At 69.3% G+C, this 25,314-nt stretch carries 23 protein-coding genes and 1 pseudogene; 9 read left to right on the plus strand and 15 right to left on the minus strand.

Annotation, left to right across the window (positions count from 1 at the left end):
- Window positions 1-6 precede the first annotated feature (6 nt).
- Window positions 7-582 carry a TetR/AcrR family transcriptional regulator gene (locus GVY39_RS00365; RefSeq protein ID WP_159919279.1) on the minus strand — a complete coding sequence of 192 codons (576 nt, stop codon included), beginning with the start codon at window positions 580-582 and terminating at the stop codon, window positions 7-9.
- Between the two features lie 84 nt (window positions 583-666).
- Here GVY39_RS00365 and GVY39_RS00370 point away from each other — a divergent pair, with 84 nt between their 5' ends.
- A complete protein-coding gene (locus GVY39_RS00370; RefSeq protein ID WP_236565228.1) occupies window positions 667-1,650 on the plus strand; it encodes a zinc-binding dehydrogenase in 984 nt (327 codons plus the stop codon).
- Between the two features lie 40 nt (window positions 1,651-1,690).
- Window positions 1,691-2,857 (plus strand): serpin family protein, encoded by a 1,167-nt coding sequence (locus GVY39_RS00375; protein ID WP_159919283.1) that lies wholly within the window; start codon window positions 1,691-1,693, stop codon window positions 2,855-2,857.
- 38 nt (window positions 2,858-2,895) lie between these two features.
- Here GVY39_RS00375 and GVY39_RS00380 read toward each other — a convergent pair whose 3' ends face one another.
- From GVY39_RS00380 to GVY39_RS00395, 4 genes are all read right to left on the minus strand, one after another.
- Entirely contained in the window at window positions 2,896-4,122 is a 1,227-nt protein-coding gene (locus GVY39_RS00380; protein WP_159919285.1) for an FAD-dependent oxidoreductase, read from the minus strand.
- Window positions 4,123-4,242: 120 nt separating this feature from the next.
- Window positions 4,243-4,776 (minus strand): DUF4334 domain-containing protein, encoded by a 534-nt coding sequence (locus GVY39_RS00385; RefSeq protein ID WP_159919287.1) that lies wholly within the window; start codon window positions 4,774-4,776, stop codon window positions 4,243-4,245.
- A 99-nt stretch (window positions 4,777-4,875) separates the two neighbouring features.
- The gene (locus GVY39_RS00390) at window positions 4,876-5,379 is read right to left on the minus strand and encodes a DMT family transporter (RefSeq protein WP_159919289.1); all 504 of its coding nucleotides are present in this window, start codon (window positions 5,377-5,379) and stop codon (window positions 4,876-4,878) included.
- A gap of 64 nt (window positions 5,380-5,443) precedes the next feature.
- Window positions 5,444-5,932 carry a DMT family transporter gene (locus GVY39_RS00395; RefSeq protein WP_159919290.1) on the minus strand — a complete coding sequence of 163 codons (489 nt, stop codon included), beginning with the start codon at window positions 5,930-5,932 and terminating at the stop codon, window positions 5,444-5,446.
- Between the two features lie 225 nt (window positions 5,933-6,157).
- Here GVY39_RS00395 and GVY39_RS00400 point away from each other — a divergent pair, with 225 nt between their 5' ends.
- On the plus strand, window positions 6,158-7,432 hold the full coding sequence (locus GVY39_RS00400) for an SLC13 family permease (RefSeq protein WP_236565229.1): 1,275 nt from the start codon (window positions 6,158-6,160) through the stop codon (window positions 7,430-7,432).
- Between the two features lie 266 nt (window positions 7,433-7,698).
- Here GVY39_RS00400 and GVY39_RS00405 read toward each other — a convergent pair whose 3' ends face one another.
- Genes GVY39_RS00405 through GVY39_RS00420 form a run of 4 tightly spaced genes read right to left on the minus strand, consistent with a single transcriptional unit; the run spans window position 7,699 to window position 10,242 of the window.
- Window positions 7,699-7,962: a YciI family protein gene (locus GVY39_RS00405; protein ID WP_201295121.1), complete on the minus strand. Its 264-nt coding sequence runs from the start codon at window positions 7,960-7,962 to the stop codon at window positions 7,699-7,701.
- On the minus strand, window positions 7,959-8,468 hold the full coding sequence (gene nusB, locus GVY39_RS00410) for a transcription antitermination factor NusB (protein ID WP_159919292.1): 510 nt from the start codon (window positions 8,466-8,468) through the stop codon (window positions 7,959-7,961). The genes GVY39_RS00405 and nusB overlap by 4 nt, the downstream gene beginning before the upstream one ends.
- Window positions 8,469-8,502: 34 nt before the next feature.
- A complete protein-coding gene (efp, locus tag GVY39_RS00415; RefSeq protein ID WP_039798939.1) occupies window positions 8,503-9,066 on the minus strand; it encodes an elongation factor P in 564 nt (187 codons plus the stop codon).
- A gap of 48 nt (window positions 9,067-9,114) precedes the next feature.
- Window positions 9,115-10,242, minus strand: a complete 1,128-nt coding sequence (locus GVY39_RS00420) for a Xaa-Pro peptidase family protein (RefSeq protein ID WP_159919294.1) — start codon at window positions 10,240-10,242, stop codon at window positions 9,115-9,117.
- Between the two features lie 225 nt (window positions 10,243-10,467).
- Between GVY39_RS00420 and GVY39_RS00425 the strand changes: the two genes are divergently transcribed.
- The 5 genes and pseudogenes from GVY39_RS00425 to aroB all read left to right on the plus strand — a co-directional run bounded on the left by GVY39_RS00425 (window position 10,468) and on the right by aroB (window position 15,326).
- Complete coding sequence (locus GVY39_RS00425) at window positions 10,468-10,935, plus strand: A24 family peptidase (RefSeq protein ID WP_159919296.1); 468 nt, start codon at window positions 10,468-10,470, stop codon at window positions 10,933-10,935.
- Between the two features lie 203 nt (window positions 10,936-11,138).
- A complete protein-coding gene (locus GVY39_RS00430; RefSeq protein ID WP_159919298.1) occupies window positions 11,139-12,020 on the plus strand; it encodes a universal stress protein in 882 nt (293 codons plus the stop codon).
- Between the two features lie 98 nt (window positions 12,021-12,118).
- Window positions 12,119-13,327, plus strand: a complete 1,209-nt coding sequence (aroC, locus tag GVY39_RS00435; protein ID WP_159920207.1) for a chorismate synthase — start codon at window positions 12,119-12,121, stop codon at window positions 13,325-13,327.
- Window positions 13,324-13,842: pseudogene (locus GVY39_RS34185) on the plus strand (shikimate kinase); the annotation flags it as partial. The gene aroC and the pseudogene GVY39_RS34185, both read left to right, overlap by 4 nt.
- A gap of 362 nt (window positions 13,843-14,204) precedes the next feature.
- Window positions 14,205-15,326 carry a 3-dehydroquinate synthase gene (aroB, locus tag GVY39_RS00445; protein WP_159919302.1) on the plus strand — a complete coding sequence of 374 codons (1,122 nt, stop codon included), beginning with the start codon at window positions 14,205-14,207 and terminating at the stop codon, window positions 15,324-15,326.
- Window positions 15,327-15,393: 67 nt separating this feature from the next.
- On the opposite strand, the gene GVY39_RS00450 is transcribed toward aroB, so the two are convergent.
- The 6 genes from GVY39_RS00450 to GVY39_RS00475 all read right to left on the minus strand — a co-directional run bounded on the left by GVY39_RS00450 (window position 15,394) and on the right by GVY39_RS00475 (window position 23,525).
- Window positions 15,394-15,873, minus strand: coding sequence for a B-4DMT family transporter (locus GVY39_RS00450; protein WP_236565230.1), 480 nt, complete (start codon window positions 15,871-15,873; stop codon window positions 15,394-15,396).
- 625 nt (window positions 15,874-16,498) lie between these two features.
- Complete coding sequence (locus GVY39_RS00455) at window positions 16,499-17,326, minus strand: shikimate dehydrogenase (RefSeq protein WP_159919306.1); 828 nt, start codon at window positions 17,324-17,326, stop codon at window positions 16,499-16,501.
- Window positions 17,316-18,818, minus strand: coding sequence for an endolytic transglycosylase MltG (gene mltG, locus GVY39_RS00460; protein ID WP_159919308.1), 1,503 nt, complete (start codon window positions 18,816-18,818; stop codon window positions 17,316-17,318). Before mltG ends, GVY39_RS00455 begins: the two co-directional genes overlap by 11 nt.
- The gene (ruvX, locus tag GVY39_RS00465) at window positions 18,815-19,378 is read right to left on the minus strand and encodes a Holliday junction resolvase RuvX (RefSeq protein ID WP_159919310.1); all 564 of its coding nucleotides are present in this window, start codon (window positions 19,376-19,378) and stop codon (window positions 18,815-18,817) included. The genes mltG and ruvX overlap by 4 nt, the downstream gene beginning before the upstream one ends.
- Window positions 19,378-22,047: an alanine--tRNA ligase gene (alaS, locus tag GVY39_RS00470; protein WP_159919312.1), complete on the minus strand. Its 2,670-nt coding sequence runs from the start codon at window positions 22,045-22,047 to the stop codon at window positions 19,378-19,380. The genes ruvX and alaS overlap by 1 nt, the downstream gene beginning before the upstream one ends.
- A 95-nt stretch (window positions 22,048-22,142) precedes the next feature.
- On the minus strand, window positions 22,143-23,525 hold the full coding sequence (locus GVY39_RS00475) for a replication-associated recombination protein A (protein WP_370523744.1): 1,383 nt from the start codon (window positions 23,523-23,525) through the stop codon (window positions 22,143-22,145).
- Window positions 23,526-23,599: 74 nt separating this feature from the next.
- On the opposite strand from GVY39_RS00475, the gene GVY39_RS00480 reads away from it, so the two are divergent.
- Window positions 23,600-25,270, plus strand: coding sequence for an alkaline phosphatase (locus tag GVY39_RS00480; protein WP_159919316.1), 1,671 nt, complete (start codon window positions 23,600-23,602; stop codon window positions 25,268-25,270).
- Window positions 25,271-25,314 lie beyond the last annotated feature (44 nt).

The raw sequence follows: 25,314 nt of genomic DNA on the forward strand, positions 1-25,314 counted from the left end.
GAGTGGTCACGGCGCGCGCAGCACCGACTCGACCAGCTCGCGCACCGCCGCCAGCAACCGGTCGGTCCGACCCGCCCGCACCATGCTCGACACCAACTCGGCGCTCAGCGCCCCCAGCAGCAGCCGCCCGACCACTTCGGCATCCAGGTCAGGGCGGGCTTCGCGCAGCAACGTGGTGATGTGGTTGTCCCAGAACGCGTGGAACTCGGCGGTCCGCGGATGCGGCGGCTCGGTGCGATAAACGGCCATCAGCTCGGAGTTGTCGATCACCAGCCGGGCCATCGCGTCGAAGTAGGCGATCAGGCGCGCATCGGCGGGCGCGCCGGGGCCGAGCGGCGGCGGGCCGCTGCTGATCGCGTCCATGAGCGTCAGCGCGCTCTGCGCCACCATCTCGTGCAAGAGCCCGGCGCGGCTGCCGAAGCGATGGAAGATCGTGCCCTTACCCACTCCGGCGGCGGCCGCGACGCGATCCATCGTGATCGCCTCGGCGCCGTGCTCGGCGAGCAGCGCGAAGGTGGCATCCAGGATCGCCTGCCGGTTACGTGCCGCGTCCGCCCGTTCCCTGGGCCGTTCCTCGCCCATCGCACCCGCTTTCTAGACAAGTTGACCGACGGTCCATATCATCGAGGGGCTAATTGGACCGACAGTCAACTTATGGAGTTAGTGATGCGGGCAATCGTAATGACGGCACAGGGCAGCCCGGACGTGCTGGTGGCCCAGGAGGTCCCGACGCCGCGGGCGGCGGCGGACGAGGTGGTGATCCGCGCCGAGGCGATTCCGGTGCTGTTCCCGGAGACCAAACTGCGTTCCGGCGAGTTCCCGATCGGTGCGCCGCTGCCGCTGGTCTTCGGTTTCCAGGCCGCGGGAGTCGTCACCGAGGTCGGCACGCATGTCGATCCGGCGCTGACCGGGCGACGTGTCGTCGTGTCCACCAATGGTTCCGGCGCCTACGCCGAATTCGTCGCCGCTGCGGCTGATTCCGTGACGCTCATCCCGGACGGCCTGTCCTCGGTGGACGCGGCGGCGGTACTGATGAACGGTTCGGTGGCGATCCCATTGCTGGAGACCGCCGCGCTGACCGGGGCCGAGACCGTCCTGATCGAGGCGGCCGCCACCGGCGTCGGCAGCGCCCTGACCCAGCTCGCCAAAGAATTCGGGGCGGGTCGCGTCATCGGCACGGCCGGTGGTCCCGACAAGGCCGCCCATGCCCGCGAGCTGGGAGCCGACGAGGTGATCGACCACAACGACCCGGCGTGGACCACGCGGTTGCGCGAGGCACTCGGCGGCGCAACGGTGGACGTGGTGTTCGACTCGATAGGTGGTGACAGCTCGTCGGGCCTGCTCGATCTCATAACGCCGTTGCGCGGTCGGCTGCTCGGTTACGGGTGGTTGTCCGGAGAACCCGCGCGGATAACGGCGACCGACCTGATCATGCGTGGACTCACCTTCACCGGCTGCGCGGGACCGGCCTGGTCGAACCGAGTCGCCCAGGCGGGTAGCACCGTTCTGGCCCGAGCAGCGGCGGGTGGGCTCGACGCGCTGGTCGAGGCGGTGCTGCCGCTGGACCAGGCGAGCCACGCGCACCGGCTGCTGGAGGATCGGGCGCCGCTGGGCAAAATAGTGCTGAGCCCATGTCCGATCATGTCGTGAGCAGCACGAGGCCGACGGGACCGTGGCTAGGGTGGGTGGCGTGCGGACTTCCCCGGAAACCCATGTCGGCTCCGCGAACGCGCTCACCGCACGGTGGTGCGCGGCGGTGGGCGAGCGAGACTTCGTGGTGTCGGGGGCCGGCGTCTGGCCACTGCTGGCCTTGCTCGCCTCCGCGGCGGACGGTCCGGCGCGGGATGAATTGGCGTCAGCGATCGGAGTGCCCGCGGCGGAGGGGCTAGACGGAGCGCTCCGGTTGCTGCGCGATCTCGAGCACGCGGAAGCGACGTCGGCGGCGCTCGGCGTGTGGGTGCGTCGCGATCTTCCGCTGCGCGAGGCGTGGTCGCGGGCGCTCCCCGACGGCGTTCTCGCACGGTTGGCAGGGCAGGCCGAGCTCGACAGCTGGGCGGCCCGGCACACCGCCGGCCTCATCGAGCGGTTCCCGCTCACTGTCGATCCCGACACGTTGCTGGTGCTCGCCACCGCGCTGGTCGCGAAGACCAAATGGCACGTGCCTTTCGAGGTCGGGACGCTGGCACCGAACGAAGGTCCGTGGCAGGGACATCGCGGGCCCGGATTGACTCGCACGAGCACCGACCTGACGAAGGCCGCGATTCTGGACGCACCGGAACCGATCACGCGCGTCGTCGTCGAGGGCGTCGCCGACCTCGACGTCCACCTTCTGCTCGGCACCGGAACACCCGGCGCCGTGCTCGGCACGGGACTTGCGGCGTTGTCCGGCAACGCGCCGATCCGCACCGGCCTGCCGGTCGGGACCGTGGGGCCGGGACTGACCGTACGCACCGAGCCGGTGCTGTCCGGCAGCGGTCAGCTACGGGTCCGGCTTCCTCCCTTCGAGATCCGATCCACCCACGACCTGCTCGGCGGATCCGACTTGTTCGGCTTGGCCGCCGCGACCGACTGCGGCCGCGGCCATTTTCCGGCGATCTCGCCTTTCCCCCTCTGCGTCGGCCAAGGAGCACAAGAGGTGCTCGCCCGGTTCAGCCACGAAGGTTTCGAGGCCGCCGCCGTCACGGCCTTCGCGTTGCGTGCGGCGGCAGCGGCACTGCGGCGCAACCACGCGCCCGTCGTCTCGGTGAGCTTCGACCGCCCCTTCGGATTCATCGCCGTACACCGCCCGACAGGTCTCGCGATCGTCGCAGGATGGATCGCCACTCCTCCCACCTCCACACCATTCGCCCCAGCCTGACCGCTCCGAGCGGAACCCGAGAAAGCCGACGGCGTCACCTACCGCCGGGCGAAGTATGGAGCGTGCTCCGGCAAGACGCCGCGGGCGAGCAAGAACGGCGGGACGCTGCGCAGGACGGGGATCCGGCGCAGGGCGCGGATCGGCAGCGGTGCTCGGGGAGCACGTGCGATGTCGATTCGTCCGTCGAGAGCGGGAGCTATGGCCCTGGCGTGCAGCAGCCGCTGTATGCCCTGCGTCACGACGGTCGGAAATCTGCGCCGCCGCTGGACCTTCGCCAGGTCCCTGGTACCGAGCGTGCCCGAAAGCAGCCGCGGGGCCAGAATTCGGGCCGCGGCGACGGCGTCCTGGACGGCCAGGTTGATGCCGACGCCACCAGCCGGGGACATGGCGTGGGCGGCGTCGCCGAGACAGAGCAGACCGTTGGTGTACCACTTGGTCAGCCGGTCGAGTTCGACCTCGAGCAGCTTGACCTCGTCCCAGCTGGTCAGGGCGTCGACCCGGTCGTGCAGCCAGGGCGCGGCCTCGGCCAGGCCGCGCATGATGTCCTCGACCGGCCCGCGGCGGGCGGATTCGTCGGCGCCCTTGGCGATCAGGGTCGCGCACTGCCAGTAGTCGCCGCGGTCGAGCAGGACCGCGACCCGCCGGGCGGTGACGATGGGCAGCGCGCCCGCCGGGTCGATCCCGGTGCGTGGCAGGCGGAACCACCAGACGTCCATCGGCGTGGGCCATTCGCGGGTCGGCAGTCCCGCGGCGCGGCGCAGCAGCGAGCCGCGTCCGTCGCAGGCGACGGTGAGGTCGGCTTCCATCGAACCGGTCGTGCCGTCGGCGCTGCGGTAGACCACGCCGCCGACCCTGCCGTCGACCCAGATCAAGTCGGTGGCTTCGGTGTTCATCCGCAGCCGGAAGGTCGACTCGGCTTGCGCGGCACGCGCTAGCAGGTCCAGCAGGTCCCACTGCGGGACCATGGCGACGTACTTGTGCTTGCCGGGCAGGTTCTTCAGCGTCGCGAGGGTCTGCAAGCCCCCCGCTATCGGCAGTTGTACCTGATCCACCTTGCGCGCGTTCAGTTTCGCGAATTCCGCGCCGAGGCCCAGTTCGTCGAGCAGGTCGAGGGTGGTGGGATGCACGGTGTCGCCGCGGAAGTCGCGAAGGAAGTCCTTGTGCTTCTCCAGCACCGTGACCTCGACACCGGCTCGCGCGAGCAGCAGCCCGAGCACCATTCCGGCCGGCCCGCCACCAACCACCAGGCATGTCGTGCGTTCCATCGACTGTGTCTCCCTCGGTCGCCGCATCGCCGCAAGGTGTCGCCTGTTTGCGCGAATCCTAGTGTGGCGGGCGAAGCACCGGACCGGATCGGCGATGGCCGACCGATTCCACGGCGGACCTCAGCCGATATCCCTGTGCAGCACGAAGAAGTACGGTTCGGTCATGCCGCGCAGGTCCATCACGCCGAGCAAGGTGTGCTCGTCGGCGCGCCGGAAGTGATCGATGATCGGCAGGTGGTCGTAGACCATCGCGGCACTGGTCACGCCGCGGTATTCGATCTCGCGCAGACGCGCCGTGGGCTTGTTCGTGCGCAGCGCGGGGCGCACGACCGGCAGCATCTTGCGCACGGCACGCACTCCGGGCAGCGGCACCTTCCCCGCCAGCGAAAGAGGGACCCGGCGCGGGTCGATCGGAAATACCGTGCCGCCCGAGGTGAACAGCAGCGGATGCACACTGTCCGAGCCGTCGAACTGCTTGCCGTACCAGCCCGAAGCCACCAGGACGCCATCCATCGGGTGCCCGGTGGGCAGTTCCTCGCCCCGCCAGCGGCCCGTCGTGATCTCCTCGACCCGCGCTGCGGGGAGGCGGTCGAACAGAGCCCACGCCTCCTGCGCGGTGTGGACATCCGTCATGGTCAGCTCGTTCGCGGCCATCTCTCCTACTTCCTCACCGAGGCAACGTTGCGATAGACACCCTATCTGTCTCTCAGAGGAACGCGTCCAGCGGCGGCCTGCGGGGCTTCGTCCCGGTGTTCAGTAGGTCGCCATGAGATAGATGCCGACGATGATCATCACGCAGGCGGCGACGCGCTTGGGGTTCACCGCGCGCCGCGGGAATCCCATCAGCCCGAAGTGGTCGATGGCAAGGGCGCCGAACATCTGTCCGGCGATGATCAGCGCATTGAAGGTGCCCGCTCCGACATCGGACGCCACGGAGATCATCGCCAGGATCGCCGCACCGCCCAGCAGACCGCCGAACGGCGCCCACCGGGGCATAGTCCGGATGTCGGCCCGCGTCGGCCAAGGCCGGTTGGAGGAGACGGCCAGCGCCACCGCGAGGAAGATCGCGAAGCCGGTGAACGCCACGGCGTAGGAGATCACGCCACACAGCCAGACGTTCTTCAACGCCAGCTTCAAGGAGTTCTGACAGCCCGCTTCCACGGAGCGCAGTGCGCCGCCGACCAGGATGAACACGAAGATGAGTGCCGTCGTGACACGCGGCAGGGTGGTACGGGTTTCGGCGGTGCGAACCGTCATCGGGAACCCTCCGGAGGGGTGCGAGAAGTGGATGGCTGACCGGCAGCTGAGGTAGATCTCGTCGTCAGGTCACGCTGGCCGTGCGCTCGCCTTCTGCGGGTTCGTCGGTCATCAGGTAGATCGCGAGTGTGATCAACCCGCAGGCCAGCAAACGGGGAAGGCTGGCGGATCGCTCCTCGAATCCCATGAGTCCGAAGTGATCCATGATCACGGCGACCACCATTTCGCCGATGATCACGAGCGCGCTGAACGTCGCCACGCCGACGTACCGGGCTACGGCGATCATGCCCATCACCGCCGCGCCGCCCAGCAGGCCGCCGAACGGCGCCCACCACGGCATGTTCCGCACGTCATCGAGGCTCGGCCACGGCGTCTTCGACGATACGGCGAGGAAGATCAAAAATCCGGTCAGCGCAACGGCATACGAGATCACCGCGCACAGCCACATATTCCGCATGTGGTTCATCAGCGTGTTCTGACAGCCGGCTTCTGCCGACCGTAAGGCGCCTCCGACCAGTATGAACAGGAATACCAGTCCGACGACGATGGTCATGAGCAAACACATCCTTGGCTTGGCGGCGGACGAACACCGAGATCGCCTCGGACACAATGGTTTCGCTCCGGCGATAGGGCCGGTACGGTGTCCGAGCCGACGTCCGACCGCTGTGACCCGGATAACGTACCATCGTCTAACGGCACGTTCAACGGGTTGTCGCCGCCCTTCCATCGCACAGTAAGGCCCGCACCGACAGGGAAGGGATATGGAGGAAGGGCTGCCATGATGGCACTCGTGCCCGATCTGGTCGATTCTTCCCCTCGGAACCCGTCCACGGCCGCCGCGGCCACACCGACGTCCGGGCGGAGAGTGCGGCTGAGCGTCCTGGACCGGGTTCGTCTCTCCTTACTGGCGGCCGGTCTGCTGTGTGTACTCACCGGCCTGCTCCCCCGCGACGAAGCCGAGGCGAATATGCGACGCGTCGCCCCGTTGCTGCTGTTTCTCGCCAGCGTGATCGTGCTGGCCGAACTCACCAGACGAGCCAGGGTTTTCGACGTCATCGCCCATCGCCTCGCGATCCTCGGTCGAGGCCACTACCCGGCACTGTTCGGCCTCTGCGTACTGTTCGCCTCCGCCACGACGATTCTGTTGAACCTCGACACCACCGCGGTACTGATCGCCCCGGTCATGCTGGCACTCGCGGCGCCTGCCCGGATTCCGCCGCTCCCTCTGGCCATGACCACCCTCTGGCTGGCCAACACCGCGAGCCTGCTGCTGCCGGTCTCCAATCTCACCAACCTGCTCGCCGCCGATCGGGTGGCGCTGACCTCGACCGAGTTCGCAGCGAAGATGTGGGCGCCCCAACTGGTTTCGATCGTCGCGACCATGGTGTGCCTGTGGGTGTGGTACTGGCGGCGCGGACAGCGGGAAACCGAGCGCTATGTGCCCCCCGAGCCGATCCGCCCCGCGAACTTCCGAGAGCGCTCGCTATTGTTCGTCACCGCGGGGGCCTGTCTGCTGTTCATCGTCGCCATCCCCATGGTCGGCGACCGGATCGGTATCGCGGCGACACTCGCGGCGCTCATCGCGGTGGCGGCGTTCGCCGTCTTCGACCGCAGCGCCTTGCGGCTGTCGCTCATCCCCTGGCGGCTGCTCGTGTTCGTGGTCGGCTTGTTCCTGGTGGTGCCCACGCTGAGCCGATTCGGCTTGGCCGATGCGATGCACGCTGTGATCGGCACCGACCCGGGTGCCTCCGGCGCGTTCCGGGCCGCCGCCGCGGGCGCGACCCTGTCCAATATCGCCAACAACTTGCCGGCCTACACCGCGGGCGAGGCGGTGATTCCCGCGCAGAACGGCGATCAGCTTCTCGCGTTGTTGATCGGCACCGATGTGGGCTCGATCGTCACGCCCTGGGCTTCGCTTGCCACGTTGCTGTGCTTGGAGTTCTGCCGCACGCACGACGTGCGGGTACCCATGCGGCGTTTTGTCCTGACCGGCCTCGTCCTCGCGGTGGTCGCCACCGCAGGGGCGGTGGCGGCGCTGTTGATCTGGGGTTAGCCGTCGAGACCGCCGACGAGGCGCGTCAGTGAACAGGGCCACTTCCGAATCTCTGGGACCGACTCCCGCTTGACCTCGAGTGCGGTCGAGGTCAGAGGATCCGAACGAGGCAGGATCGAAAAGCTCGTCTCGATCCGATCTCAGAACGCGGAGTCACTCCGGCTCTGTTGGGCTCCCGCTGGTCATCCGTACACCCACCAGCGGGAGTTTCGAGCCTTCTGCCGGAATCGGGGGAGAGTCCGAGAATTCGAGGCACAGAGACGAACTCAGTCCACTGCGGTGATTTCCCACTCGTAGACGCTGAGTTCGGAGGCCCCGGTGGTGTGCACGGGATCGGTGAAAACGATTTCCCGGGCGGCGTCGAGGTTTTCGGCGTAGATCACGTACGCGCCGCCGGTGCCGTCGGTGAAACGGCCGCTCTCCTGCAATTGTCCCCGGTCGTGCAGTGTCTTCAGGAACTGCCGGTGCGGCTCGATCACGGCGGCGTCGAAACGCGGAGTACGCATCGCCATCACGAGATACCTGTTCACGGTTCGGGCTCCGGACGGGGCGCCCTCGTCGCCGCCGCGGCGGCGCGCACCTGCGGCGCCACCAGGACGACCTGGCCCAGCACGCCGTTGAGGAAGGACGGGGAGTCGTCGGTGGACAGCTCCTTGGCCAGCTCGACCGCCTCGTCCACGGCGACGACCGGAGGGACGTCGCTCGCGTGGAACAGCTCCCAGACCGCGATGCGCAGAATCGCGCGATCCACGGCCGGGAGGCGCGAGAGTGTCCAATCCTGCAGATACGACTCGATGGTGCCGTCGACCCGGTCGAGGTCGTCGGCGACGCCCTCGACCAAGGTGCGGGTGTAGGCGTGCACCGGCGCGACCGACTGGTCGCGGGCGGCCAGCTCGGCGCGCTCGTCGACCAGGTCGGCTGCGTCGACGTCCCTGGCCTCCGCCTCGAACAGCAGGTCGACCGCCCGGCGGCGGGCCTTGTGCCGCGCGCCGAGCTTCTTGTACGTGGACTTCTTGTCCACGGGCTGTTCAGCCACGGTCACATCATCCCGGAATCGGCCGGCCGCGGTATCAGGCGTTGACCCGGCCGAGGTAGCTGCCGTCGCGCGAGTCGATACGCAGCTTGTCGCCGGTGTTGATGAACAGGGGGACCTGCACCTCGGCGCCCGTCTCCAAGGTGGCGGGCTTGGTGCCGCCGGTGGAGCGGTCACCCTGCAGCCCGATGTCGGTGTGCTGGACCACGAGCTCGATCGAGACCGGGAGCTCGACGTACAGCGGCGCGCCCTCGTGCATCGAGACCTGCACGGTCATGTTCTCCAGCAGGAAGCGGGCGCCGTCACCGATGGTGGCCTCGGAGATGGAGATCTGGTCGAAGGTCTCGCCGTCCATGAAGACGTAGTCGGAGCCGTCGTGGTAGAGGTAGGTCATGTCGCGGCGGTCGACGGTCGCGGTCTCCACCTTCACACCGGCGTTGAAGGTCTTGTCGACCACCTTGCCGGACACGACGTTCTTCAGCTTGGTCCGCACGAACGCGGGGCCCTTGCCCGGCTTGACGTGCTGGAATTCGATGATCTGCTGGAGCTGACCGTCGATCTTCAGCACAAGGCCGTTCTTGAAGTCGCTGGTGTCCGCCACTGTCTTCGGATCTCCTCGTTCTACCGCTTGGTCTCGGGCAGACCGGCGTCAGTCGACGACGGTCAGGTCTTTGCTGGTGTGGGTGAGCAACTCCGGGCCCCCTTCGCGCACCACGAGCGTGTCCTCGATCCGGACCCCGCCGCGGCCGGGAAAGTACACACCTGGTTCGACGGTCACCGCCACGCCAGTCAGAAGTGTACCGGTTCCGGTTTTCGCGATTCCGGGTGCTTCGTGGATCTGCAGACCGACCCCGTGGCCGAGACCGTGCACGAACAACTTGCCGTGCCCGGCGGCCTCGATCACCGCCCGCGACGCGGCGTCCACGTCCGCCACCGGAACCCCTGGCCGCAGCGCCTCGCGCCCGGCGCGCTGGGCCTCGGCGACCAGGGCGTACACCTCGCGCTGCCAGTCGGTCGGCGTGCCCAGCACGAAGGTGCGGGTCATGTCGGAGTGGTAGCCGCCGACCACCGCGCCGAAGTCCAGCTTGACGAAATCACCGGCGGCCAACACGGCTTCGGTCGGACGATGGTGCGGGACAGCCGAATTCGCTCCGGTCGCCACGATGGTCTCGAACGACACCGCTTCCGCGCCGTGCTCGAACATGGCCCACTCCAGATCCCTGGCCACCTGGCGCTCGGTGCGGCCGGGACGCAGTCCGCCACGCTCGAGCAGCGCGGCCAGACCGGCATCACCCGCCGCGCAGGCCGCGCGCAACTGTTCCACTTCGTAGGCGTCCTTGACCATGCGCAACTGCTCGACCAGGCCGGGAGAAGCGACGAACTCCAGGCCGGTGCGCTGTTCGAGGAAGCCGCGGTGCTGGTCGACGGTGACGACGTGACTTTCGAAACCCACCCGGCCGACCTGCCACTCCCCTGCCAACTGCACGATCCGCCGCGCGGTAGCCCGCGCGATCTCCGCGCGCAGGTCGGGGACCTGCTCGGCGACCTGGGTTCGATACCGGCCGTCGGTGCCGATCACGCTGCGCTCCTCGGCGGTGCGCGTGTCCCAGGAGTGCACCAGCAGCGCCGCGTTCGAGCCGGTGAACCCGGTCAGATATCTGATGTTCACCAGATCGGTGACCAGCAGGGCGTCCACCCTGTTCTCCACCAGCAGGCTGCGTAGCGCAGCCCGCCGCGCCGCGTAGTCCGGCACATGACCCTGGTGATCAGCACACATGTGTCAAAACTACCGCCGACACACCTCCGGCCGACAGGCAACACGTACCCAGCGCGCCGCGCGTCGTCGTCGTCGAAGCGCATGGAAACGCGCTAATACTCTGGCGCTCAGGATGTTTCGTCTTCCGGACGACTGCTGAACAGTCACCTGTTCACATTCGATCGCGTTGTACACATTCCGGGCAGCGACAGCTTTCCCGCGCCGCGGACGGGCGAGAGTGGAGCCATGACTCCTCTCGCGGGCGGCGTGCTCACCGTGTGGTGCGCGGCCCTGACAGTGTTCGACCTACGTGAACGGCGGCTACCGAACGGACTGACCGGTTCGGGGATGGTGGCGATCCTCGGATATGCGCAGATCACAGGGCAATTCGCCGACGCGCTCCTGGGCGCACTGCTGCTGTCGGCGCCGTACCTGCTGGTGCACCTCGTCGCGCCCCCCGCGCTGGGCGCGGGGGACGTCAAGCTCGCGGTGACGCTGGGCGGGGCGGCCGCGCTCGGCGGCGCGCAGACGTGGGTGTCGGCGGCGATCGGAGCACCGGCGCTCACGGCATGCGGGGCCGTCGGCGTGCTGACGTGCCGGATGCTTTTCATCCGCGACGAGCCCGGCAACCATGCGGTCACCGTGCCGCACGGTCCCGCGATGTGCCTGGCGACATTGCTCGCCTTGCTGTCGTCGACCTTGGATTCGACCTGAGGCGGGCAGTTGCCGCACAGCGAACCCGCCGCGCGCCATCGACCGGACGGCGAACCCAGCAAATATGCCGCAATTCATCGGTAGCATCAATGGCGAGCCACGACTTTCCCGAGCAGCCGCCGGAACCGCGCTCGCGTGCGGCACCTCGGCGATCGCCACCGCGAGTGCGCCAGACCAGCGATGCAGCGAGAAGGAGCCGCCGAGTGAATCCGAGGCATCCGTCGCGGAAGCCGATCGTGGTGGGAACCGACGGTTCCGCCGAGTCGATGGTCGCGGTGCGCTGGGCCGCGCAGACCGCCGCGCTGCACGACGCGCCCCTGCACATCTCGTTGGTCGTCGAGTCGTCGCTCGGCTCAGACAACGACGATCCGCCGCGGCCCGCGGCGTTGCTGCGGGTGCGCGAAGCGGACGAGGCGATCGAGCGCGCCGCGGACGCCGCCGTAACGGCCGCACATGTGGTGCGCGACATCGCCATCGGCACCGACATCCGCACCGCGCACGTGGCCACCGCCCTGATCGAGCGCTCCCGGAGCGCGGCGATGCTCGTGGTCGGCACCCGCGGCATCGGGCGAGTCCAGCGTGTCCTTCTCGGATCGGTCAGCGCCACCGTCGCCCGGGATGCGGGCTGCCCGGTGGCGGTGGTACCCGCCGAAGCGCCACTGTGGGACCGGGCCGGCACCAGCCCGGTGATCGTCGGGGTGGACGCCTCCACCGACGAGCAGGCGGCGATCGAGGTGGCGGTGACCGAGGCGTCGCTGCGCGGGGTCGAATTGGTGGCCGTGCACACCTGGGGCGAAGTCGAGCCGCTCGCCGCCATCGGCACCGACTGGGCCGCGCTGCGCCGGACCGAGGAAGCGGCGCTGGCCGCGAGCCTGGCGGGTTGGCAGGAACAGTACCCGGAGGTGACCATCCGGCGTGAGGTCGTCCGCGACCGTCCGGAGCGGCGGCTGCTCGAGCGCTCGCGGGACGGACAGCTGCTGGTGGTGGGCAGTCGTGGCCGAGGGACTTTGGGACGGCTGCTGTTCGGCTCCGTCGGTGACGCGTTGCTGCGGTCGGTGGATCGCACCATCGTCATAGCTCGCTGAGCGCGCCGGGTCGCGGTATCCGGCCCTGCCCTGGCGTTCGCGTCGTCACGGCGGGCCACGTTCCCGGGCACCGGCGTCGACATGGGAAGATGAACGACGTGCTGCGTTGGATAACTGCCGGAGAATCCCATGGTCCCGCTCTCGTCGCCCTCCTCGAGGGAATGGTGGCAGGCGTCGAGGTGACGTCGGACGAGATCTCCACGCAGCTGGCCCGCCGCAGGCTGGGATACGGTCGCGGCGCCCGGATGAAGTTCGAGGCCGACAAGGTCACCATCGTCGGCGGCGTGCGGCACGGGCGCACGATGGGCGGCCCGGTAGCCATCGAGGTGGCCAATTCCGAGTGGCCGAAGTGGACCACGGTCATGTCCGCCGACCCGGTCGATCCCGCCGAACTCGCCGACTTGGCCCGCAATGCCCCGCTGACGCGGCCCCGGCCCGGACACGCGGACTACTCCGGCATGCTCAAGTACAACTTCGACGACGCCCGCAACGTGCTCGAGCGCGCCAGCGCCAGGGAGACCGCCGCGCGCGTCGCGGCCGGCACCGTCGCGCGCAATTTCCTGCGCCAGGCGTTCGGCGCGGAGGTCGTCTCGCACGTCGTGTCGATCGGAACGGCCCAGAACACCTCGGGGATCGTGCCGACCGCCGCCGACCTCGCCGCGGTGGACGAGAGCCCGGTGCGGGCGTTCGACAAGGACGCCGAAGCCGCGATGATCGCGGAGATCGAGGCGGCCAAGAAGGACGGCGACACCCTCGGCGGGGTGGTCGAGGTGGTCGTGGAGGGACTTCCGGTCGGCCTGGGCTCCTTCACCAGCGGCGAGAACCGGCTCGACTCCCGCCTCGCGGCCGCGCTCATGGGCATCCAGGCCATCAAGGGCGTCGAGGTCGGCGACGGCTTCGAGACCGCGCGCCGCCGCGGCAGCCAGGCACACGACGAGATGCGCCCCGGCCCCGACGGCGTGCTGCGCTCCACCAACCGCGCGGGCGGCCTCGAGGGCGGCATGACCAATGGCGAGGCGTTGCGCGTGCGCGCGGCCATGAAGCCGATCTCCACGGTGCCGCGCGCGCTGTCCACGGTCGACATGACCACCGGCGACGAAGCCGTCGCCATCCATCAGCGTTCGGACGTGTGCGCCGTGCCCGCGGCGGGCGTGGTCGCCGAATCCATGGTGGCGCTGGTCGTGGCGCAGGCCGCGCTGGAGAAGTTCGGCGGCGACTCGCTCACCGAGACGGCCGAGAACATCACCAGCTACATCAAGCGGATCAGCACCCGCCCCCACGTGCCCGCGGACAGTCGGTCGCAATGATCGTGCAGACCGATCCGCGCGCCCCGCGCGTGGTGCTGGTCGGACCGCCGGGGGCGGGGAAGTCCACGATCGGCCGCAAACTCGCCAGGGAACTCGGTGTCGAGCTGTACGACACCGATGCCGGCATCGAGCGGGAGACCGGTCGCACGATCCCGGAGATCTTCGCCGAAGACGGCGAGCCCGAATTCCGCAGGATCGAGGAGCGGGTGGTGCGTCGCGCCGTCCTCGCCGAGCGCGGTGTGGTCTCGCTCGGTGGCGGCGCCGTGCTGTCGGCGAATACCAGAGCCTTGCTGCGCAACCGCACCGTGGTCTATCTGGAGATCAGTGTGGCCGAAGGCCTTCGGCGCACGGGGGCGAGCACTCAGCGCCCCTTGCTCAACGGCGCCGACCCCAGCGCGAAGTACCGGGAGCTGATGCGCACCCGCCGTCCGCTCTACCGGGAGGTGGCCACCGTGCGGGTCCGCACCGACGGCCGCAGCCCCGGCCGGGTGGTGCGCATGATCATGACCAAACTGGGCATGGAGCCGGTGGAGCCCGCCGAAGCGGATCTGCGGCCGCCACCGAGCGGGATCCCGCAGGGCAGCAGCCGCTCTCGCGCCCGCCGGCGCGCCCGGGCCAGAACCGCGGCCCGGCGCAAGGCCACCGATCAGGACGAGACCGCCGACACCGCGGCAGGCCCCGCACCGGAATCCGCCGTGACCGCCACCGTTCGATCCCGCCGCGCCCGCAGGGGCGGCGCGGGCGAACCCGACGCCGCGAACGGGGCGGGCAGCGCTGAGACGGCAGGCAGCCGATCCCGGCGCGCCCGCGCACGTCGTGCCCGCTCCCGGGCACGTCAGCAGTCGACAACAGCACCAACAGAATCGGAGCAAGCCACGTGACAGAGCCGAGTCGTCTCGAAGTCCGGACCGCCGACCCGTACCCGGTGATCATCGGCCGCGGGTTGCTCGGCGAACTCGTCGAGTCGGTCAGCGGCGCGACCAAAGGCGTGCGCACCGTGGCCGTCTTCCACCAGCCGCCGCTCACCGAGACCGCGGAGGCAGTGCGAAAGGCGCTGGCCGACACCGGTATCGACGCACACCGCATCGAGATCCCGGACGCCGAGGCGGGCAAGGATCTCGCGGTCGCCGGGTTCTGCTGGGAGGTGCTCGGTCGCATCGGCCTGACCCGCAACGACGTCGTGGTCAGCCTCGGCGGCGGCGCTGCGACCGATCTGGCCGGTTTCGTCGCCGCCACCTGGATGCGCGGTGTGCGCATCGTGCACGTGCCGACCACGCTGCTGGCGATGGTCGACGCCGCGGTCGGCGGCAAGACCGGAATCAACACCGAGGCGGGCAAGAACCTCGTCGGCTGCTTCCACGAGCCCGCCGCCGTGCTGGTTGACCTGGCCACGCTGGAAACGGTGCCGCGCAACGAGATCGTCGCGGGCATGGCCGAGATCATCAAAGCCGGATTCATCGCCGACCCCGTGATCCTCGACCTGGTGGAGCGTGACCCGGAGGCCGCGCTCGACCCGACCGGCGAGGTGCTGCCGGAGCTGATCCGCCGCGCGATCCAGGTGAAAGCCGACGTTGTGGCCGCCGATCTGAAGGAGTCCAGCCTCCGCGAGATCCTCAACTACGGCCACACGCTCGGCCACGCCATCGAGCGCAGGGAACGCTACCGCTGGCGGCACGGCGCGGCGGTCTCCGTGGGACTGGTCTTCGCCGCCGAGCTCGGGCGTCTCGCGGGCCGTCTCGACGACGCCACCGCCGACCGTCACCGCGCGATCCTGTCCGCGGTCGGCTTGCCGACCAGCTACGATGCCGACGCGCTGCCCCAGTTGCTGGACGCCATGCAGACCGACAAGAAGACCCGCTCCGGCGTGCTGCGCTTCGTCGTGCTCGACGGCCTGGCCAAGCCCGGTCGCCTGGAAGGACCCGATCCCACCCTGCTGGCCGCCGCCTACTCGGCGATCGCTCGGGAGGACAGCCCGAGCGGTGGTGCGGTCCTGCTGTAGACCCGCAGCACTTCGAGACACGAAAACGGCGCGCCCGGGTGGCCGGGCGCGCCGTTCGTTCGTCGAATCAGATCGCGATACCCGCGGCGGAGTACATCGACGGCGGGGTGGAGCGTTTCTTGCCGTTGCGCCGCTCGACCAGCATCCGGCCGATACCGACGCCGATCAGCGCGGGCACGAAGATCAGCAGGATGATGAACGAGGCGCCCGCCGTCACTTCGAACAGCAGGCCGTTGTCACCGAGATCGAACCGGGGAACGAAGTCCAGGATCCAGGCGACGAGGCCGCTGCCGATACCGGCCGCGACCGCGGCCTTCAGCCACATCATGGTGAGATCGGCGCCTCGTTCCGCGTCCCCGCTGGCCGCGCGGTCGTTGCGACCGTCGAGCACACCCCAGGACACGATGGCCGCGACCAGCACGATCAGGCACAAAATGCGCATCAGCGCCCCGTGCGTCGGCCAGTACACCATCGCGAACCCGAGTACGGCACGCAACGCCACCACCAGCGCGCCGAGCACCACGGCCCGCAACCACCAAGCATTCATGCGAAACACCATAGCCGTGTTTTTCGGCATCGCCTATGGCGCTGCGTGGCTCAGTTGGACGGAACCCAGAGGTCGTATCTACCACTGCCGTCATCGCGCCGAACGCACCGCGCCCGATCATTCCAGAGCGGCGCGTCTTTTCGGCAGCTTGCCAGCGAGACGTTCGACGCCGACGCCACACAGTGGAACCCCCAGCTGGGCTGCGCCGATGCGCAGCCAGAGGCTGCGGCCGCCGACTGTCCGCCGAACACGAACGCGGACGCGGCGATCGCCATCGCGGCGGCGATACCGATTCGAGTGAACATAACGCTACCCCTCCCCTTGAAATGTCCCCTTGAAATGCGTTCCCTACCCTTGGAATCCGTGGGAACGCATTGAACAACAGCATAATACGGCGACCACCGCAGTGGAATGAGCGTGGACGCACTGGTACTGCAAGTTGGCAGAGTCGCCGCCTCCAAGTCGTCCCGAAAGTCGAACGCGGGCAGCCCCGCACCGAGCTGATGTCGACCCCGGCCTGCACCCACGCAGCAGTGTCACCCCGGCACCGTACTCGGAAGCTGGGCCATCCTGTCCTGCGAGCGCCCAACGCCGACACGGACCGCCACCACGAACAGAACTGGTTTCAATTCCCGGGTTGATGCCCCTCGCCCATCGCCGCCGCCATCTCCGCGCGCGGCGCAGGTTGCCCGGTGAACAGCTCGACCTGCCCGTACGCCTGGTTCAACAGCATCTGCAATCCGCTGACGACGGTGTGGCCCGCGCGTTCGACGGCCTCCGCCAACGGAGTGGGCCACGGGTTGTAGATCGCGTCGAGCACCACCGGAGCCTCGGCCACCGCGGGGGCGACCACCGCGGCCGCGGGGGTGGGAACGGTGCTGACCACGGCGCCTGCCGCCGCGCAGATCCCCTGGAGAGGTCCGGCCTCGAAGGCGGCCAGTGCGGCGATCATTCCGAGCCGCTCGGCCAGTTCCAGCGCGCCGCGCGCCCGGCCCGGATCCCGCGCGACCACGGTGACCGTCTTGGCCCCCAGTTCCGACAACGCGAGCAGCGCGGGCCGCGCGGTGCCGCCCGCCCCCAGAACCACGCCCTCGGTCAGCTCCTCGACCCCGGCGCCGCGCAGCGCGCCGAGCACGCCGTCCACGTCGGTGCAGTCGGCGCGCCAGCCGCCTTCGGTGCGGACCAGCGTATTGGCCGACCCGACGAGCACGGCGCGTTCGGTGCGCTCGTTCGCGTAGGCCAGTGCCGCTTCCTTGCCGGGCATGGTCACCGAGAGCCCGACCCATTCCGGGCCGAGCCCGTCGACCAACCCGGGCAGCTGCTCGGCCGAGCACTCGATGCGCTCGTAGGTCCAGTTCAGCCCGAGCGCGCGATACGCGGCCAGGTGCAGCTGTGGCGATCGCGAGTGCGCGATCGGCTTGCCGAGCACCGCCGCCTTGCGACTAGCGGCCACCACTGTCCTTGGAACTGTCCAGAATGCCGCTGCGCTGCGCCCGTGCGATCAGGCGCAGATGCTCCTGATAGTCGTCGGTGAACAGGGTGGTGCCCTGCTTGTCGACGGTGACGAAGTACAGCCACGGCCCCGGCTCCGGATTCTCCATGGCCCGCAGCGCGTTCAACGACGGGGCCGCGATCGGAGTCTTGGGCAGGCCACGCATCGCGTAGGTGTTCCAGGAGGTTTCCTGGGCGCGGTCGGCGTCGGTGGTCGCCACTTCGGTGCGATCGAGGGTGTAGTTGACCGTCGAGTCGAACTGCAGCATCTGATCGACCCGCAACCGGTTGACGATCACCCGCGCGACCTTGCCCATGTCCTCGGGTTTCGCCTCACGTTCCACCAGCGAGGCGGCCACCAGCGTCTCGTACGGCGTCAGTTTCGTGTCGGCGCCGGACTGCAGCAGGCCGGTGGACTCGTAGCTCTTCGCGCTCGCGCTCACCAGTTGCCGCAGGATCTGCTCCGGTGTGCCGCTGGGATCGAAATCCCAGGTGCCCGCGGCGATCAAGCCTTCCAGCTGCCGCGTGCGGTCCGGGCAGTCCTTGACACCCTGCATCGCCCAGGCGGGCACCCCCAGCGCGGCCAGGTCCAAGCCCGCGCCCGCGGCGTCGAGCTGTTCGTAGGTCACGCACTTCTGGTTGGGGCCGGTGCCGATGCAGCTGGCCTCGGCGATCTTGCGGTAGATGCCGTCATACCGCCCGCCGGTGCTCATGTCGTGCTGGTCGTGCAGCAGCCGTCCCTCGGAGACGACCAGGTTGCCGACCCTGGAATCCTTGCCGACCAGCGCGGCCACCGCCTCCACGGCGGGGCTCTGGCTGGGGATCGCGTAGAAGCCGGGCTGCACCGTGCTCATGTTCGCGTTGCGCACAGCCGCTTGGAAGAACGCGCCCGTGCTCGCGACGACGCCGCGCTCCATCATCGTCGAGGCGATCTGCTGCGAGGTGTCGCCCGGATGCACCTGCACCACCACCAGCGGTCCCCCTGGCCCCGCGAAGTCCTTCGGCGGAGCCATACCGCCGATCAGCTTCATCCCGGCGAAGATCACGGCGCCGGCGAACAGCAGGATGAAGGTGCCCGCGACGAACCATAGGTTCCGGCGGCGCTTCTTGCGCTCGGCCGCTTTACGGGAAGCGACCCGGGATCGCTTCCCGCGCTGCAAGCGGCCGGAACGCCCGGGCTCGGCGCGTTTCGACTCGCCGCGCTTCGAGCGGCGCGGCGACTCCGCGTTCGTGGCCCTCGGGCGTTGCCCGCCACGCCGCGGTGGAGGTGGCGGCGCGGGTGGCTCCTCCTCCTCGTCGTCGTCGACGTAACGAGGGATGACGGTCGTATCGTCGTCGTAGTAGTCGTACTCGTCGCCCTCGTGTTCGTCCCAGGCCCGGTCGTCTCTCCGGTAACGCCGATCAGCTTCGCGCTGTCGGAACAGTTCCTCGGCCCGCGCCCACCGATCCGTCATGCATCGTCCCCGGGCGACGCGGGACGTCCCGCTTCCACCGACCTCAACACCGCACTCCGTTCGTCCAACCATCCTTGCAGGATCGACACGGCCGCCGCCTGATCGATCACCTGCCGCTGGCCACGCGCGCGAACTCCGCTGTCCCGCAATGCACGTGCAGCTGACACCGTAGTCAAACGTTCGTCGGAAAGCCGGACCGGCACCGGCCCGACGGCGGCCCGCAATCGCTCAGCGAATGCGCTGGCCAGCGTAGCGGCAGTCCCCTTCTCCCCGCGTAATGTTCGCGGGAATCCCACAATTACCTCGACTGCCTCGTACTCCCGCACAATTTCGGCAATTCTTTCGATATCGGGTGCGGAAGCCGTCCCTCTGGACTGTTTCGCGCGCGGCACGGTCTCCACCGGGGTGGCGAGAATCCCGTCGGGATCACACGCGGCGACCCCGATCCGGACACTGCCGACGTCGACGCCGATCCGCCTGCCCCGACCGGGATCGGTGGCGGGATGCGGCCGGTCGGCGCCGCGCTGCGCCGACCTCTCCGGTTCCGCGGCCTCGCCCATCACCCGGCGAGTTCGGCCACCCGCGCGCGGACCGCGGCCAGGCCCGCCGGGATGCCGGACGGATCCGAACCCGCGCCCTGGGCCATCTCCGGCTTGCCGCCGCCCCGTCCCGCGATGCTGGGACCGAAGCTGCCGACCAGATCGCCCGCCTTGACGCCGAGCTCCTGGGCGGGCTTGTTCACGGCGACCACGAACGGCACCTTGCCGTCGGCGTTGCCCAGCAGCACCACCACGGCGGGCTCGCTGCCGAACCGGCCGCGGATGTCGGTGGCCAGCGTGCGCAGATCGCCGGCGGGTACGCCCTCGGGCGCGGCCACGGCGACCAGCAGCAGGCGGCCGATCCGCTCGGCCTCCTCGACGAATCTGCCCGCCGAGGACAGCACGGCGGCCATCTTGGTGCGCTCGAGTTCCTTCTCGGCCACCTTGAGCCGCTCCACCAGCTGCTCGACACGGCCGGGCACCTCTTCGGAGGGCACCTTCAGCGCGGAGGCGACACCGGCCAGCAGCGCCCGCTCCTTGGCCAGGTACTTGTAGGAGTCCAAACCGACGAACGCCTCGACCCGGCGTACCCCGGAGCCGACCGACGCCTCACCGAGCACCGTGATCGGGCCGATCTGCGAGGAATGCTGCACGTGCGTGCCACCGCACAGCTCCATCGAGAACGGGCCGCCGATCTCCACGACGCGGACCTCGTTGCCGTAGTTCTCGCCGAACAGGGCCAGCGCGCCCATCTGCTTGGCCTTCGGCAGATCGGTGACGAAGGTGTTCACCGGGAAGTCGGCGCCGACCGCGTCGTTGGAGACGGCTTCGATGTCGGCCTTCTGCTGCTCGGACAGCTGGCCCTGCCAGTTGAAGTCGAAGCGCAGGTAGCCCGGCTTGTTCAGCGAACCGGCCTGCACGGCGTTCGGGCCGAGCACCTGCCGGAGGGCGGCGTGCACCATGTGCGTGCCGGAATGGCCCTGTGTGGCGCCGCGCCGCCACGCCGGGTCGGCCTGCGCGAGCACGACGTCGCCCTCGGTGATCTGGCCGTGCTCCACCGTGGTCTTGTGCACCCAGACCTTCTTGGCGATCTTCTGCACGTCGTTCACGCGCAGCTTCAGGCCCGATGAGGCGGTGATGGAGCCACGGTCGGCGATCTGGCCCCCGGACTCGGCGTAGAGCGGGCTGCGGTCCAGGATGACCTCGACGTCGTGCCCCGCGGTCGCGGTCGGCACCCGCACGCCGTCGGCGATCAGGGCGAGCACGGTGGCCTCGGAGGTGAGCTCGTCGAAGCCGGTGAACTCGGTGGCGCCGCGGTCGACCAGTTCCTTGTAGACGGTGAGGTCCGCGTGGGCGTGCTTGCGGGCCTGCGCGTCCTCCTTGGCACGCTTGCGCTGCTCGGCCATGAGCGAGCGGAAGCCCTCTTCGTCGACCGACAGCCCGGCCTCGGCGGCCATCTCCAGCGTCAGGTCGATCGGGAAGCCGTAGGTGTCGTGCAGGGTGAACGCGTCCGATCCGGCGATCGTGGCGCCGCCGGCGGCCTTGACCGCTGCGGCGGTGTTGTCGAACAACGTGGAGCCGGTGTTCAGCGTCTTCAGGAACGCCGTCTCCTCGCCGACCGCGACGGTCTCGATGCGTCGGAAATCGGTGGCCAGCTCCGGGTAGGACGGGGCCATCAGGTCGCTGACGACTCTCATGAACTCGCTCATCACCGGCTTCTCCGCGCCCAGCAGGCGGGCCGAGCGCACGATGCGGCGCAACAGGCGGCGCAGCACGTAGCCGCGGCCATCGTTGCCCGGATTCACGCCGTCGGCGATCAGCATCGCGGCGGTGCGGGCGTGATCGGCGATCACGCGGAAGCGGACATCGTCCTCGTGCTGGACGCCGTAGGAGCGCCCGGTCAGCTCCTCGGCCTTGTCGATGATCGGACGGAGCAGGTCGGTCTCGTAGACATTGTCCACACCCTGCAGCAGCAGCGCGATCCGCTCGACGCCCATTCCGGTGTCGATGTTCCGCTTCGGCAGCGACCCGACCGGAGGATGCCCGAGCTTGGGGCTCAGCTCACCACGGACGTCCTGCATGAACACGAGATTCCAGATCTCGAGGTAGCGGTCCTCGTCGGCGACCGGGCCGCCGTCGCGGCCGTGCTCGGGTCCGCGGTCGTAGTAGATCTCCGAGCACGGACCACCCGGGCCGGGCACGCCCATGTCCCAGTAGTTGTCCTTGCCGTCGCGGAACTGGATGCGTTGTTCGGGAATGCCCGCCACCCGCTTCCAGATCTCCGCGGTCTCCGGGTCGTCCTCGTACACGGTGACCCAGATCCGCTCCGGGTCGAACCCGTAACCGCCTTCGTCCTGCGGTTTGGCGATCAGCTCCCAGGCGAGGGAGATCGCCCCCTCCTTGAAGTAGTCGCCGAAGGAGAAGTTCCCCGCCATCTGGAAGAACGTGTTGTGCCGCGTGGTGATGCCGACCTCTTCGATGTCGCCGGTCCGCACGCATTTCTGCACGCTGGTCGCGCGCGGGTAGGGCGGCGCCTCCTGACCCAGGAAATACGGCTTGAACTGGACCATGCCTGCGTTGACGAACAGGAGGTTCGGGTCGGCCAGGATCAGCGAGGCACTCGGCACCTCGGTATGGCCGGCACGGAGGAAATGGTCCAGGAAACGCCGTCTGATTTCGTGGGTCTGCACGAATACCCAGCCTACCGGTGCCGCGCACCCGAATTTCCATCGACCGGGGTCCCCGCGCGCCCCGGTGAACGGCCGGCGAACCGGCCCGGCCGAGGTCAACCCCGGACGATGCGGCGCAGCTTGTCGACCCGGGGCCCGATCTCCCGTTCGTGGCCGTGGTCGGTGGGGTGGTAGTAGTCGACGCCGACGAGCTCGTCCGGCGGGTACTGCTGGGGCAGCACGCCACCGGGGTCGTCGTGCGGGTACTTGTAGCCCTGGGCGTTGCCGAGGGCCGCCGCGCCCGCGTAATGACCGTCGCGCAGGTGCGGCGGGACCGCGCCCCCTCTGCCCGCCGCGACGTCGGCCATGGCCGCGCCGATCGCGGCCACGACGGCGCCGGACTTCGGGGCGGTCGCCAGGTGGATCGTGGCCTGCGCGAGGGCCAGGCGCCCTTCCGGCAGGCCGACCAGCTGCACCACCTGCGCGGCGGCGGTCGCCGTCTGCAACGCCGTCGGGTCGGCCATGCCGATGTCCTCGCTGGCGTGGATCATCAGCCTACGGGCGATGAAGCGCGGGTCCTCCCCCGCGCTCAGCATGCGCGCCAGGTAGTGCAGCGCGGCGTCGACGTCCGAGCCGCGGATGGACTTGATGAACGCGCTGATCACGTCGTAGTGCTGGTCGCCGGCACGGTCGTAGCGGACCGCCGCCTTGTCCACGCTGGCCTCGACCAGGTCCACGTCGACGGTGCCGTCGAGGGAGGACTCGGCCGAGGCTTCCAGGGCGGTCAGCGCGCGGCGGGCATCGCCGCCCGCGATACGGACGAGGTGATCGAGCGCGGCGTCGGTGACGGCGTACTCGCCCGCGAGACCACGCGGGTCGGTGACAGCGCGGCCGAGTACCTGGCGGATGTCGGCTTCGGTGAGCGAGCGCAGTTGCAGCACCAGCGAGCGCGACAGCAGCGGCGACACCACCGAGAACGACGGGTTCTCGGTGGTCGCGCCGACCAGCAGGACGATCCGGTTCTCCACGGCGGCGAGCAGGGCGTCCTGCTGGGTCTTGGAGAAGCGGTGCACCTCATCGATGAACAGCACGGTCTGCTCACCCGCCGACAGCCTGCGCCGCGCCATGTCGATGACCGCGCGCACCTCCTTCACCCCGGCCGAGAGCGCCGACAGCGCCTCGAACCGGCGGCCGGTGGCCTGCGAGATGAGCGCGGCGAGGGTCGTCTTGCCCGTGCCGGGCGGACCGTACAGCAGTACCGAGGCGGCGCCCGAACCCTCGATCAGCCTGCGCAGCGGGGAGCCGGGACCGAGCAGATGCTGCTGGCCGACCACCTCCTCCAGCGCGGCCGGACGCATGCGCACGGCCAGCGGCGCACCCGAGTCCCTGCGCACCACGGTGTCGATCGAATGCTCCGGAGGCACGGCGGCACCGGGCACGTCGAACAAACCATCGCTCACGGAAAGAACGTTACCGAGCCGCACCGACAGCGCCGGCATACCGTTCCCGCGCCGCGACGGCACGCCCCGATCGGCGGAGCGACCGGCCGAGTTGCGAGTCGCCGGTACTTCGGATGGGATCGGTACCCGTGACTGAAAACGCGATCGTTTCAGATTCCTCGGACTCCGGGCGCTTCGCTCGGCGCACCCTCTTGAAAGGCAGCGCGGCCGCCGCCACCACCACGGCGGTGCTCGGCGCCGCACGCGCGCGAGCCGCGATACCGATATTCCGGCACGGCGTCGCCTCGGGCGACCCGCTCCCCGACGGCGTCGTCATCTGGACCCGCGTGACCGTCTCCGACGACGCGACGCCCGGCTCGGGCTTGGGCGACCCGGCGACCGTGCGCTGGGAGATGGCCGCGGACGAGCGCTTCCTCTCGATCGCCGCATCGGGGTCCGTAACGACCGCGGCGGAGTCCGACCACACCGTGAAGGTCGACGTCTCCGGCCTTGCGCCGGGGGTCGAGTACTACTACCGATTCACCGCCCTCGGCTCGACCTCACCGGTGGGCCGCACCAAGACCGCGCCCGCCACGGCGGACGCGCCGGACCGCCTCCGATTCGGCGTGGTCTCGTGCTCGAACTGGGAAGCGGGCTATTTCGGCGCATACCGCCACCTGGCCGCCCGCACCGACCTGGACGCGATCGTGCACCTCGGCGACTACCTCTACGAGTACGGCCGCGGCAATTACGGCGGGCGCGACGGCGCCGTACGGTCGCACGAACCCGCCGACGAGATCGTCGGCCTGGCCGACTACCGCATTCGCCACGCCCAGTACAAAACCGACCCGGACCTGCTCGCCCTGCACGCCACGCTGCCGTTCATCTGCACCTGGGACGACCACGAATCCGCGAACAACTCCTGGTCCGGCGGCGCGGGCAACCACGATCCCGTGACCGAGGGCGGCTGGCCGGACCGGCGCGCGGCTTCGGTGCACGCATACCTGGAGTGGATGCCGGTCCGAGCGTCGGGATCGGGCGCCGACGTGCGGATATACCGCAGACTGCGCTTCGGCACCCTGGCCGAACTCACCATGCTGGACCTGCGCAGCTACCGGGACCAGGAAGCGAAGCCGGGAGCGCACTGGCGCGCGGCCGACGATCCGGCGCGCACCATCACCGGAAAGGCGCAGATGGAATGGCTGACGGCGGGCTTGGCGTCCGCGCCGGTGCGGTGGAAGCTGGTCGGCAACTCGGTCATGGTCGCGCCGCTGGTCTTCCCGCCGCTGGAGCCGGCCACCACGGCGGCTTTCACCAGCACCATCGGCGTCCCGCAGTCCGGCCTGCCGCTGAACGGCGACCAGTGGGACGGGTACACCGCCGACCGCGCCCGCCTGTTCCGCGCCATCATCGACCAGCAGATCTCGGACGTGCTGTTCCTCACCGGAGACATCCACTCCTCGTGGGCCGCCGACCTACCCGTGGACGCGGCGAACTATCCGGGCGGCGCGACGGCGGGCGCGGAGTTCGTCGTGCCGTCGGTGACCTCGACAAGCATCGGCGACATGCTCCGGGCGAACTCCGCTCCGATCGCCGAATCGATCAAGACGGTCAACCGTCATCTGCGCTACGTCGAACTGGATTCGCACGGCTACGGCGTCCTGGAGATCACGGCGGACCATGCGCAGATGGACTGGTACTACCTGCTGAACGTGGCCGACCCGAATTCGGGTGTGCGCCATGGCGCTTCGTTCGCCGTCCGCTCCGGGGACCGGATCCAGGCGCGGCAGAACCCGATCGGCTGACCTTCGCGGCGGATCACTCGCCGCCTGCGCATCCGCCGCCACCG

Origin of the sequence: Nocardia sp. CY15 (assembly GCF_009829295.1) — a bacterium.
In the GTDB taxonomy this organism is placed as follows: Bacteria; Actinomycetota; Actinomycetes; order Mycobacteriales; family Mycobacteriaceae; genus Nocardia; species Nocardia sputi.